At 32.5% G+C, this 13,292-nt stretch carries 12 protein-coding genes; all 12 read right to left on the bottom strand.

What is annotated here, in order from left to right; translation table 11 throughout:
* Position 1: 1 nt before the first annotated feature.
* The 12 genes from E0W73_RS15070 to E0W73_RS15015 all read right to left on the bottom strand — a co-directional run bounded on the left by E0W73_RS15070 (position 2) and on the right by E0W73_RS15015 (position 13,277).
* A complete protein-coding gene (locus tag E0W73_RS15070) occupies positions 2-811 on the bottom strand; it encodes a glycosyltransferase (protein ID WP_244248488.1) in 810 nt (269 codons plus the stop codon).
* A 203-nt stretch (positions 812-1,014) separates the two neighbouring features.
* A complete protein-coding gene (locus E0W73_RS15065; RefSeq protein ID WP_135222880.1) occupies positions 1,015-2,013 on the bottom strand; it encodes a glycosyltransferase family 2 protein in 999 nt (332 codons plus the stop codon).
* Positions 2,013-3,548 (bottom strand): glycosyltransferase family 2 protein, encoded by a 1,536-nt coding sequence (locus E0W73_RS15060; RefSeq protein WP_135222879.1) that lies wholly within the window; start codon positions 3,546-3,548, stop codon positions 2,013-2,015. Before E0W73_RS15060 ends, E0W73_RS15065 begins: the two co-directional genes overlap by 1 nt.
* Positions 3,545-4,705 carry a glycosyltransferase family 4 protein gene (locus tag E0W73_RS15055; protein WP_135222878.1) on the bottom strand — a complete coding sequence of 387 codons (1,161 nt, stop codon included), beginning with the start codon at positions 4,703-4,705 and terminating at the stop codon, positions 3,545-3,547. The genes E0W73_RS15060 and E0W73_RS15055 overlap by 4 nt, the downstream gene beginning before the upstream one ends.
* Entirely contained in the window at positions 4,705-5,586 is an 882-nt protein-coding gene (locus E0W73_RS15050; protein ID WP_135222877.1) for a hypothetical protein, read from the bottom strand. Before E0W73_RS15050 ends, E0W73_RS15055 begins: the two co-directional genes overlap by 1 nt.
* Entirely contained in the window at positions 5,587-7,020 is a 1,434-nt protein-coding gene (locus E0W73_RS15045; protein WP_135222876.1) for an MBOAT family O-acyltransferase, read from the bottom strand.
* A 7-nt stretch (positions 7,021-7,027) separates the two neighbouring features.
* A complete protein-coding gene (locus E0W73_RS15040) occupies positions 7,028-8,425 on the bottom strand; it encodes a glycosyltransferase family protein (RefSeq protein WP_135222875.1) in 1,398 nt (465 codons plus the stop codon).
* A 40-nt stretch (positions 8,426-8,465) separates the two neighbouring features.
* Positions 8,466-9,281: a polysaccharide pyruvyl transferase family protein gene (locus E0W73_RS15035; RefSeq protein WP_135222874.1), complete on the bottom strand. Its 816-nt coding sequence runs from the start codon at positions 9,279-9,281 to the stop codon at positions 8,466-8,468.
* 6 nt (positions 9,282-9,287) lie between these two features.
* Complete coding sequence (locus tag E0W73_RS15030; RefSeq protein WP_135222873.1) at positions 9,288-10,163, bottom strand: N-acetylneuraminate synthase family protein; 876 nt, start codon at positions 10,161-10,163, stop codon at positions 9,288-9,290.
* A complete protein-coding gene (locus E0W73_RS15025) occupies positions 10,150-11,316 on the bottom strand; it encodes an acylneuraminate cytidylyltransferase (RefSeq protein ID WP_135222872.1) in 1,167 nt (388 codons plus the stop codon). The genes E0W73_RS15030 and E0W73_RS15025 overlap by 14 nt, the downstream gene beginning before the upstream one ends.
* A 13-nt stretch (positions 11,317-11,329) precedes the next feature.
* Entirely contained in the window at positions 11,330-12,262 is a 933-nt protein-coding gene (locus E0W73_RS15020) for an O-fucosyltransferase family protein (RefSeq protein WP_135222871.1), read from the bottom strand.
* 43 nt (positions 12,263-12,305) lie between these two features.
* Complete coding sequence (locus E0W73_RS15015) at positions 12,306-13,277, bottom strand: glycosyltransferase family 10 domain-containing protein (protein WP_135222870.1); 972 nt, start codon at positions 13,275-13,277, stop codon at positions 12,306-12,308.
* Between the last annotated feature and the right edge of the window lie 15 nt (positions 13,278-13,292).

Raw genomic sequence — 13,292 nt, 5'->3', positions numbered from 1 at the left:
TTTATTTTAAATCGTTTGTATTTTCATTCAACAAAATTAAATCTTTACTGCCACTCTTTTCAAAATCAAAATTTTGATAATATTGCGAGTAATAATCAAGTACATTTTTCATCATTTTATTTTTAGTTTCCCCAGACATAGACAGCGCCTTATCTATCACGATTTTAATATCACCAACCTTTTCGTAAACTAAACAATTATAATCATTTTGCAATGAAGGATTCAACCAATGCGCATAATTTAAAATCGGAATTACACCAACCGACATTGCTTCTAGTACATTGTGGCACATTGGCATTGTCATTCCAGGAGCACAGAAAATAAAATCGGCCGCAGAAAGATAATGTCTCCATTTATCTGTAGGAATCGCTCCTGACTGCCATTTCATAAGAACAAATTTGCCATTAAATCTATTAGAATCAAGTTCATTTACAAAATCAGTTCCTGAGACTGAAATTATTTCATTGTATTTTATGACTTCCTGATAGATTTCCCATCGGTTTAATAATCCGAAATTTAATTGTATTGTTTTGGTATTATAAATTTTTTCTTCAAAATTCCCGCTCATTAAAATACCTGCTTTTTTAGGTAATTTATTAACTTCTCCTTGCATATAATTTCCCGGATGCATTATATACGGAAGTGCATTCTCTTGAAAATCATTTACACTATAAATTTGTTTATAATTGTAATTAACTATGAAATCAGCATTTTGCTTATGACTGAAAACCTTAGCTTTTTTGTTATTTGAAAATGGTGCTTCAAAATAAATATAATCAAGATTCTTAAACCATTTTGCTAAAAAAATCATTCGAAGCACAGAAAACTTTATAACGATTGGCTCTTTGTAACAGCTACGAATTCGGAAAAAAAGATTTAAATAAGTCCTAACCTTTGTCTTATGGTTTAAATGGATATAAATCACTGGTTCATTTTCTTTATAAAAACGAACTTGCGAGTAACTCTCTTTAAATTCTTTAAGCTTTTTGAGTATTTTCTTTTTTAGTAAAAAAATCATTGCATTTTGGGTTTATTAAATAATAATGTTCCCAATCCTACCATTCTGCCTAAGCTTTCTGTAAAAGCACTTTTTTTTTGCTTTTCGGTCAATACATTGGTCGATCTAATTAGAATTAGTAAAATGGTTATAGAATTCCACTTCAAACGGTCTTTAAAAGTTGGATTTGGATTTTTTACTTTCCATACATACCAACCGTTTCGAACCACCATTTTTCCATATTTATATTGATTTGGTCTTCCTGAGGGTGCATGAAAGTGATCTAATTTTACTTTAGTATTAATAACGTTTTTTCCGAACTGCAATGCTCTAAGGCTAAAATCGGCATCTTCATACAAACCGTATCCTTCAAAAAATTTTGAGAATTTTATTTTTTCATAAACATTCTTTCGAAATGCCATTGACATTCCTATTAATAAATCTACTTCATGCATTTTGCCGGTTAAAGGAAATCCGCAGGTTCTGCCGTGTGAATAGGAAGGCATTTTACCAGGCCCTAAATCTGATGCAAGTCCTAAATAATTGCGAACTACATTTCGTAGCCCTTCCTTATAAACAAAGCCTTCAAAGAAATAATATTTCCGTTTATCGTAAAATACCTCAGGTTGTTTTTCTTTCCACTTATTTTCATTTACCGCAACTCCTCCTACTCCAGTAATTTCAGCATAATTTTGAAAAGTTATGGCAATTTCTTGAAAATAATCGCATTCTAAAATTGTATCGTCATCTATAAAACAAATAAAATCCGAATCTGGATTTACTTTAGAAATACCAAAATTTCTCTGCTTTGTTAAACCTCGGTTTTCATCAGAAACTAAAAAATATGTTAAGTTTGGAAAATCATTCTCACGAAAAATTGCTTCAGTTTCCTTATTTACAGAACCGTCAATAATTAGAATTTCATCAGGATATAAATTTTGTCCCTTCACTGAATTCAAAAGACTCAATAAAGATATTGGGCGCATGTACGTACAAATGATTAATGAGAATCTCATCAGCTGTTTCTTAAGTTGTTCATCCAATATAAACTTTGTCTCCACTGCTTTTTAAAATTTGCATAGTACAAAATTGGATTTTTTATTTTTTGAACTTTATAAAATTTTAAAAGCAGAATAAACTTATAGGCACTTACCTGATTTATTGTTAAGTGAAGTTGCTTGCACAGCATAACCGTTGGCGAAGGCTTTGGCTGAATAGGGTCAGAAGACCATCTCAAAACTGGTTTTGTTCTAAAACCACCAATCGGAGCTTTTAGATGAAGTATTTCTAAATTAGGGAAATAAATTATATCTGTCCCGATGTTTCTAAGTTGCATACCAAAATCAATATCTTCTCCGTATCCAAATTCGAATTTCATATCGAACTTCACTTTATTTAGTACGTTTGAACAAATAAAACTGTTTCCTGAACCAAAAAAAGAATGTTGTTTTACTCTCAAATCTTTTTTAATCTCATTTGTTTGCAGATAAGATGTTGTTAGTGCTTGCAAACCAAATCTTTTTAAATTACTCAAAACATTTTCAAGCAAATCAGAACCAAACCTGTTATCATCATCGTTCAAAAATACCCATTCGCTTTCAACTTGATTTAAAGCGAGATTACGTGCGTTGCAGGCGCCAGACTGATTTGTGAATGTGTGTTTTATAGTAAACGGCCAATCTTCTGACGTCAAGTAATCCAATTCGGAACTGCTCTCAGGATTAGGGTTTTGCTCGATAATAATTACATTTACTGGCAAATGAGTCTGCACAGCTAAATCTTTCAGAACATCGTAAAGATACTTTTTTCTCCCAATCGTTGGAATTATTACATCTATAGTTCCTAATTCTACAACATTTTTTGAAGAAATGACTTCGATATTATCTAAAACAGCTGTCGTTAATTTTTTGTTTTTAAAAAAGAAACTCCAAAGAAGAGGCAAAAACTTAAATTTTCTCTCAAACAATGTTAGACAAATAAATAAAAAGAAAGTCCATTGAGCTTTATAATTCTGTTTGACAAATTGAAACAAAATGAAAAAATCTTCTTTGAACTCTGCTACTGTAACAGATTTATCTTTTAATAATTTTGGTTCTGAGTAACACAAAAGTCCTTCGTCAGAAGCTTTCTTTGCAAGGGAAATTAAAAAAAAACCGAGATTTCTGATATGGCAAAAATCCTTTTTAAGAACTTTTAAAATTGATGCATGAATACCTCCCACCCACGAACTCATCATCCAGGTTGGATAAGCAACATTTTTATTGATTTTTAAAAAAGGTGCTCCATCTACATAACCAATTGAATTAGGCAAGAAAGAATTGTGACCAGGGTTATAAGATGCCATTATTTTTTTGTGATGAAAAACAGATTTCAGATTTTTAAGACTTAAATTGTCTTTCAAATCAATATGGCACCAAATAATGAATTGATTTTCAAATTTCTCCGCAGCTTCAAATAAAACCACTACTGGATTTTTATCTTGAAATTTTAGTAATCCCTGATCATTTTCAACTTCAACAATTTTATTTTTTTGATGATAGATAATAATCATGATTGCTTATTTGAATTTATAATCTCCTTGCAAAACTGTATGTTGTCATGAACGAGTTTACTTATATCGAATCTTTCAAGCACTCTTTTTCGTGCTGATTTGCCAATTTGAAGTGCAAATGAATCATTTTTGAGAATCTCTATAATTCGTTCTGAAAACAAATCATGATCAGAAGGATAAACCAAAAATCCGCTTTTATTGTCAATAATCAATTCCTTTGCCCAGCCTATGTTGCTGTTTACAACTGGTTTCTGCATTGCCATCGATTCTATGGTTACCATTCCTAGAGTTTCTGCATAAGTTGGAAAAACACATACATTTGCTCTTTTAATGTATTCTTGGACTTTTTCGTACGGAATTTTACCCGTGTAAATCACATTCTGCAAATCGTCATTCTTAAATTTTTCCTGCATCAATGCCCAAGTAGATTTTGAACCTGTTGCAATATCAACAGAATCGCCACCAATTAACACCAATTTTGCATCTGGAAAAATCTTACGTACTTTACTGAAAACTTCAGGAAGCTCTAAAACTCCTTTTTTTCTAATCAGAGTACCAATATATAAGAGCAGTCCTTTTTCAAAAACTTCAGGAGATCCATTCTCAAATTTTTCTGTTTCTAATCCGTAATGAATGGTTCTGATTTCCTTATTTTTAATCTTAAATAATTCTTTTGAGACTTGACCAGCAAAAGTTGTTGGAGCAATAAATGCATTTGCTTTTTTTATCGCTGTCTTTTCAAACCAGAAATTCTTGCGTTTTTGCGGTCTGTTTTCTAAATGACAAAAATAAGTATCACTTCCGTGAAAACGAATGGCAAGGGGTATATCAAAATTCATGAAAGCTGTGATTCCTGTCCAATCAGGAGCTTCCAGCAAATCAATTTTTTCTTTTTTGACAACCGAATTGATATAGTTTTGAATGTATTTTCGATGAAAAAACCATCCAAAAACTTTATATTTTCTATTTTGAATAAGATGTATTGTGATTCCGTTTTCTTCTAAAACTTCTTGAGTTTTCTGTCCGAACACAAAAACAGTAACTTTAACATCTTCTTTACTTAAAGCTGTCGTGAGGTTTTTTATACTAGTTCCTATTCCAGCGGCATGAGTCACTTTTGGGTGAGGAAATTCTGGGGTCAAAAAAGCTATATGCATTATTTCTTAAAAAAATCTTTTAAAATTCTAGCTGTAAACATTTTTGCTCCTTCATCTGTCATGTGTCCGCATGAAGAAAAGTATTTATCTTCAATAACAGTGTTTTCATAATTATGAATCTCTGGATAAGCTTTTTTTACTTTATCGAAATAATTCATTCCCACCACATTTTCGCACATTGGGGTCATTACTGCAATAAAATTAATATTGTTCTTTTTACAGATTGATTTTATTTCTTCATAATACTTGTTATGTGGCAGCGGATTCAAACTGACAATATTATTCTTCATATTGCCATTTTTATGTTTTTTTAATGGATAAAATCCTAGATTATCCAATGCATTTGTTTCCTCTTTTTTTACAATTTTAAACATCTCTCGAAAACCAATCTTCGAATCGTATTTTATATATCTGTAAAAAGGAATAAAGTGGAGTTCGTTAAAATCTTTCTCATGTTCAAAGTGTTTTTTTATTACTTCTGAATTGTGAATAAATGGTAAAAATTTAGCCGAGACCCCTTCGGATTGTTTGTCGTTTGAAAGGTTTAAATCGGCTTCGAGAATTACATTTTTAATCTGGTATTTTCTCTCAATCATTAACTTCAACATTAAGGACGCTTCAAACAAATGACCGCCACTCATTCCGTAATTAAAAGTTTTGATTCCTTTATCCTGAAACATCTGAGACACAAAATGATTATTTGCTCTTGACGACCCTAAAATCACGACATCATATTTTTGAACTTCAGAATTTACAACACTTTCAATCTTTCCTCTATTTTTCGAGTGCATGAAAATGTAGGTGTATAGGCCGTCTAAAAATACAGCAATTAAAGCAGTAACGACAAAAATCTTAACGATATACAGTAAAAACTTTTTCATTTAAAACTGAAAGTATATAAATTCTTTATAATCAGAATAAGTACCAAAAGCGATTATGGCCATTATGGCTAACGCTATTTTGAGCAAACTATTTTTTCCTGAAATCGGTTCAACTTTAGTGCGATTAAACCATTCAACCAAAACAAAAATGCCAACCATTACAATTATTTCATAATTGTAGCGCTCGTTATCCAAATATTGTAAACTGAAATTCCAATCTGTCACTATCCTTCTTAAATATAAAAAAGCGTCAGAAATTGTTCGTGCCCTAAAAAATACCCAAGCAATACAAGTCAGTAAAAAAGTAAACAAAATGCTGAAAATAGTTTTTAGAGATTCCAGATCCCATTTTAAAACAACAGAATCTATATTGTTTCTATTGCTATTAGATAATAATAAAGGAAGAAAATAAACTGCGTTGATAAATCCCCAAACAATATAGGTCCAATTAGCTCCGTGCCAAAATCCGCTAACGATAAAAATGATAAAGGTATTTCTAATTTTCATCCAAAGTCCACCTTTGCTTCCTCCTAACGGAATGTACAAATAATCTCTAAACCAAGATGAAAGCGAAATATGCCAACGTCTCCAGAATTCTGCGATATCTCTTGAAAAATAAGGATAATTAAAATTTCGAAGCAGGTCTATACCAAACAATTTAGAAACCCCAAGCGCAATATCTGAATAACCTGAAAAATCTCCGTAAATCTGAAAAGCAAAATAAATCGCTCCTAAAATCAGTGAAAAAGTATTCATGGAAGTGTAATGGTCAAAAATCGCATTTGCATAAACGGCGCAAGTATCCGCAATCACAACTTTTTTGACCAAGCCCCAAACTATCTGACAAATTCCTTCTTTTGCTTTTTCCAAATCGAACTCACGTTTTAGCTTTACCTGTGGCAGCAAATGAGTAGCTCGCTCAATTGGTCCTGCAACCAAAAGTGGAAAATAGCTCACAAATAAAGAGTAATCAACAAAATTGTATTCGGCTTTAATTCTTTTATAATAAATATCAATTACGTAAGATAGTCCGTGGAAAGTGTAGAACGAAATTCCGACTGGCAGAATTACATTCAGTAAAACAGGACTTACTTTAAACCCGAAAGAAGTAAACATTTCGGCAAAAGAAGCAGCAAAGAAATTGTAGTATTTGAAGATTCCCAGAAATCCTAGATTGACAATAATACTCAGCCAGAACCAAAATTTTCTGCTTTTCTCCGATTTTCCTTTCTCAATTTGAATTCCAGTATAATAGTCTAAAAATGTTGAAAAAACCAGTAAAAATAAAAATCTCCAATCCCAACAAGAATAGAAATAGTAACTTGCAACAATTAATAAAGCATTCTGTGTGCTTTTATTTTTATTAAAAACAAACCAATATAAAAAGAAAACGATTGGTAGAAAAATAGCAAATGCTAGAGAATTGAAAAACATAAATTAATTACTTTCTTAAAATCTCATTAAAACTTTTCCAAATATTTTCAGATGCTTTTGTTGGTTCGGATCCTACAATAATCTCAAACCATTTTTTGCTTTCTTTCACACTTGAAATTTTTCCATCAAGAATGTCTTTCACTGTAGAAGTCAGATCTTTTTTATCTCTTATCCATAAAGCAGCTTCTTCAGAAGGTTTGGATCTAAAATGAATGTATTTATAATTTTGTCCAATATCACGGATTCCTTTTTTTAGTTGCGGCTGTTCGTAATCAAAAAAGAGACATGATTTATCATGTGCTGCAAAATCGAATACCATGGACGAAGCAATATTACCAACAAAAGCAGTATGTTCGCATACATTTGCCTGTAAAGCGAAATCTTCTTTTGTAGGCATAATTTCGTTCCAACTCTCCCCAACCGGGCTCCAAAGCGGATCTATGCTTACAATTACGTCTTTATATTTTTCTAGTACTGCATCATAGCGATTTGTAAAATCTACAGGACATTTTCGATAAATAATTCCTAAAGAATAACCTTGACTGTTTAATTCTCTAACAGAAACGGCAAGGTCCTCTAAATAATATTGATCTAAAGGAGATGTTACGATATCGTCTCCAGAATAACAGATGTATTCTTTAGAAATATCTAAATTGTGCGATTTATAAAATTCTTCTTTTGTTTGCAAAAGGCTTTTATCAAAATGGCTTTCGAATTGCGGAGTACCTGTAACAAAAACCTGATTTTCTTTTACATACGGGCAATACATTAAAACCTCTTTTTTCATATGCTCGCTCCACACAAAATAATAATCTGTTTCTACGAGAGTCGTTGCTTTAGGAAGATTATCCCATGAAAATATAAAAGTTCCTGTTGGAATTCCTAAATCTTGAGCTGCCAAAATTGGTGCGATTGCTTGTGTAGGACGCTGGTTGGTGCAAAAGATAAAATCTGGCCTATGAGTTTCGAGTTGTTTTTTGCAGTACTGGTATTTCGGAGTGCTTCGTTCTAATTTTTTAATTTTATTTCGAACGAAATTAATTCCTTTTTCATTAGATCCAAAAGTGGTTAGAGCGTCGACCATTAGGCTCTTAAAAGCATTTTTAACCCCTTTATATGAATGCGGAAAATTATAAGTATTATAAACGGTTTCTTTAAATTGCTTGTCAAAAAAGTTCAACTCCATACGCTTGCGAGCTCGCGTATAGACCGTTGTAAAAGGATGCAGAGAAGTATCTTTGATATGAACTTCCTTGAAACCTAATTTTTCTGAGATTGAAAAAGGAGTATTATTCCAATAGGTAATATCGTAGTTATTTTTTTCACCGATGCTTTTAAAGGCAGTCAAGGCAAAATTGCGAAGCCCGACACCGTCTGGCAGAAAAATAAAGATGTTCTTTTTCATTTAAAATTTAAATAGACTTGGGATAGACTTAAAAAACGTTTTATTTAAAAGGACAGACTTCCATAAGTCCGTCGCATAATTCGATAATTTTTTCTTTTTGAGGCAGACTTGGCAATTCTTCAAAAAGATTTTTTATTTCAGTTTCTGTGTAAACTTCCGATTTTATCTGAGGCTTATAAAATGGCATTTCAACAGATTCAAAATAATCCTGATACTTTATATCATCGCCAAAAACTTTATTAGAGAATTTCTGCCAGACTGCAGGAATATTATACGAATGTGCTATAATTACGCCATGCAATGAAGAGGAAATGATTTTTTCGCATTGCAAAAATTCAACTGTTTTAGATTCGATGTCATTAGTCATCATATCAATCAGCAAAATTTCTTCATTATTTACAAACCAGTCTTTTACTTGTTTATAATCATTGTAATGGGGAACAAAGCCGTATTTGTATTTTTTTTCGACTTTCGGATTAAAATATCTAGGCAACAAAAGCGCCGGATCGCCATAAACCTCAGGAACATCATATCCTGAATTTAGAAGAAATTTTCTTGTCTGAGGACCACGGACAGCTAAAAAGACAGCTTTCTTAATTGGGGTTTTCTGGTCAATAATACCGCTTCCCCAAACAATACATTTTTTGTTTACGTTAGCCAAAATACTGCCAACAGTAACATAAATAGGCGCAAACCAATCTAAAAAAGAGAATTTTTTAGGCCAAGCGAAAACAACTTTTTTCCCCGATATTTTTTCTACAAGATATTTTCCAAGAATATCTCCGTAGTTTTCATGAGATTTCCCCTGAATAATTCTTTCATTCCACCAAAAAAGCCTGATTCTGCCTGACAACATAGAATATTATACCTTTTTATTTTTCAGTTTGTCTCTTTGTACTTGTTCTATCGGTAAAATATCCGAGGATTTATAAGTCAAAGCCTCATAAACAGCCTGTAAGTCACGCGTCAGTTTTCTTAAACCCATTGGCTCGAGAGAAGCTGCGTGGTCTGTACCTTTCCACGTTCTGTCAAGTGTATAATGTCTTTCGATGATATTGGCGCCAAGCGTATAGGCTGCAATATCGACAGCAATTCCTAAATGATGGCCAGAAAAACCGATATGTTTGACTTTGTCTCCGTATTTTTGTTTTAGAAGATTAATATCCAGCAGACATACATCTTCAAACGGAACAGGATAACCAGAAGTACAATTGTATAAAACCAAATCTTTGTTTCTTCCTTTTGAAGAAAAGAAATCTACCAAAATATCGGTCTCGTTTTTGGTTGTCATTCCGGTTGAAATGTGAAGTTCGCCCGAATAGTTTTCGCATAACCAACCCAGCATTTCAAAATTGTTATTACAAGCGGAAGGGATTTTAATAAATTCCGGATTTAAAGCTGCAATTTCTTTTGCCGATGTAGTATCCCAAACCGAAGTTGAATAAACAATTCCGATTTCTTCGCAATAGGATTTTAGTTCCGCATGCTGTACAGCATCAAATTCGAGAAATTCTCTGTGCGCGCCATACGTATCTCCGTAAGAGTTACTGGCATTTGGATGCGGTGCATAATACTGCTCTTCTGTTAAAAGTTCTTTATTGTTGCGTTTTTGGAATTTTACGGCATCTGCATTCCCGAAGATTTTAGCAATTTTTATTAATTCTTTGGCTATTGCCATTTCACCTTTATGATTACAGCCTATTTCGGCAATGACGTAAGGTTTTTTAAATTCCTTCATAACGTTTATTATACTTTAATAAAATTTCACAAGTTTCTCGTATGGCACCTGCTCCAGAGGCATGAGTCAAAACATAATCAGCATTAGCCTTTACTACGTCTACCGCATCAGCAGGAGTAAACGACCAGCCAGCACTGCATATATTTGCAAGATCATTGACATCATCACCTACGTACGCAACGGCGCCAAAACTACTATTTCTCTCTGAAAGAAAATGTGTTAAAAACGAAAACTTATCTTTTACCCCTAAAAAAGTTTGATTTAGCTGCAATTTCTTCATTCGCTGGGCGACTAATTCAGAATTTTCTGAAGTTAACACAATAACCTCCACCTGATTCTGTCTTAAAATTTCCAATCCCATTCCGTCACGCATATCAAATTTTTTAGCCATTTCTCCGTTCTGATCATAGTAAACGCAACCATCTGTAAAAACACCATCAACATCAAGGATCAAATATTCAATACGTTGATGTGTTTTCTTTCTCTTTTGGCGATCCGCCAGTAGTTTTTCGACAATATCCCAATCCGACAAACTATCGATTTCTACAAGAGATTCTTCTGCCATCTTAACCAAACCTATTGTACCGCTCACTCTGTTTTTTGAACCTAAAAAAGCTTCTTTTGTTGTACAGTAAACCGCTCCGTTTTCAATTAATAGCCCATTGAAATCTTGTCTTCTCGGGCGATTGAAAACGTCGTAATTTTGTGGAGTTCCGTCTTCATTCCAAATGAATCGATGGGTATTTACAACAGTTATCGCTGACGTTTTTTTATTGTTGATGACTTCGTTCAATACGGCATTAATGTCTGATGCGGTTGTTTGTGGCGACGTTGCCTGAAGCAGACAAAGCAGCTCAAAATCATAATTTACAGCCTCCGCAAATTCAATCATGGCACTTTCTGTCGATGCAGTATCGGATGCATTTTCATCATTGCGCAAGAGGGCTTTTATTTTTGGAGTCCAAAAATATTCTCTTTCAATGTATGCTATTATTTCTTCATCATCAGTAAAAACATACACCTCATCTAATTCAGAAAAAACAGCTTCTGTGAGCACCCATGAAAAAAGCGGACGCCCCAGCATTTTCTTTTTATTTTTGCCCGGAATTCCTTTAGAATTTTTGCGAAGTGGTATTATGGCGGTTTTTTTCATAGTTTTTTACTATTTATAAAGGAGACCATTCTGTATCGAGACTATAACAATCTTTATTATTTCGCATCAAGGTGACAAAACGTGAAATATTGCTTGAATTAGTTCCTATGAATATTTTTGAATTTATTAGTAAATTGGCATCTTTTAGAACATCTATAACTTCTGCTCTTTTTCTTTTAATGTCTTTTGTTTTATTGTATTGAGCCTGAAAATAACCGTTTTTCGCTGAATCACAAAAGCTTAAATAAATAAATCCAGGTGATTTTTCTTGAAAATTTTCCACGACATTGTAGTCGTCTGTGCAGATGGTAATTTTTTTAATTTCCGAATTAATTTCTTGAACTTTATTTAAATAGAGCTCAACATCAAATAGTTCAGCTTCTTTTGTTTTGCCACTTACTTTATCACCTCTTCTAATATGAATTCCGAAACTATCCTTTACAAAATCGCTATCAGCTTGTTTCATTAAAAAAACTTCTTCATAAGTTTCCTTATTATAACTAAGCAGTATGTTGCAAAGCTGTCTTTTAGCTGCAAAAATAGATCCGTCAATACCTAACTCAGGAAAATTAAAATACTTTTCGGTAAATGAACTGCTTCTCATTTCTTTCCAGATATCATCTTGTAAAATCTTCCTGCCTTTTAGATTTTTATGATACATTTTTAAGAAAACATCCTCTCTTTTTTTAGAAAACACATCATTAGGTACTGGCATTAGCCCGTTATACTCTTCAAGCAGAGGTATAAAATAATCATTCCATTTTCCTCCAACCCAATTTCTAGTGCAAAGTCTTAACTTGATTTTATTATCAAGACAAAACAAGGCCGCTAGAACTAGATTATTAATTTCCGAAAAAAATCCTCTATTAGTGAGCGGATATATTAGCTCCGTCTTACTGATAGAATTATTAATTGATTTATATGCTTCTATATATTGATTTACCATATTTCCTTTTAATTATTTTTAGAACGATGCAGCACATCATTACTTATTTATTGTTGGCCCTTTGCACAATAAATCTAAGCTTTTGAACAATTTTCTCCAACACCATCTTCCTTTCCGAATGTTCTAAGTCAGCACCTTTCTCGCTTATAGCGTTATAAACATTTATACATTTGTTTAATCTTGAAATGTACTCACTATCTGGCATTTGCTCGATATAATCAAACAATTCTTTGGGGTTATTAAATTTAGAGTAATCTATAAAACTATTTTCAGGGAAAATTTCATATACATTAGTTCCTGCGCCATAATAAATAGGAAGGCAGTAACTTTCTATACTATCCCAAATTTTTTCTGTTAGATAATTGAAAGCAATGGTATTTTCAAAACATAAATTAAATTTATAAGGCTCTAATAAAGTTTGTTTTCTCGTCCTCCATTCGCCAGCTCTCGAATTTTCCTTAGACATACCCTCAGGCCATCCTTTTCCATAAATATCCATAACAGAAGATTTATAACCTTCAGTAGCAATATATGCTCTCAATGTAATTAAATCAATATTTACTCCATCTCGTATTAGTTTTGGAGCATTTAACCCTCCGTAATAAGACATTAAGACTACGGCATTTTTCGTCTTTTCTGGGCTAATTTTTGTTATGAGCTCCAATTTTTTATTTATCAACACTGCGGTAAAAGATAAATTGGACACAAAGACATCCTTTGTATAAATATTCATAAAATGAATTTTTATCAATCCGAAAAAAATCTTCTTTAAGGCCTTAAAAGATGTGTCAAATCTTGGTTCATTTGTCCAGACTAAAAATTTCTTTTTCTGAATAAATCTCCAAAAATACTTTGTTAAGTGCTTATAATTCTGTGAGATAATAACATCTGCATCTTTAACATTATCTACTAAAACAATATTGTTTTTTGACAAAAAATCGAGATCGCCTGGAATATAATTGCCAAATGGAGTATAGGTAAATGTCGACGCTTTAAATAGTTTGATAGGATTCATTTATTTCTTAACGGA

The sequence above is a fragment of the Flavobacterium foetidum genome (genome assembly GCF_004634245.1).
Classification (GTDB): domain Bacteria; phylum Bacteroidota; class Bacteroidia; order Flavobacteriales; family Flavobacteriaceae; genus Flavobacterium; species Flavobacterium foetidum.
Note: the sequence above shows the minus strand (reverse complement) of the source record. Positions and strands in the feature narration are given on the sequence as shown.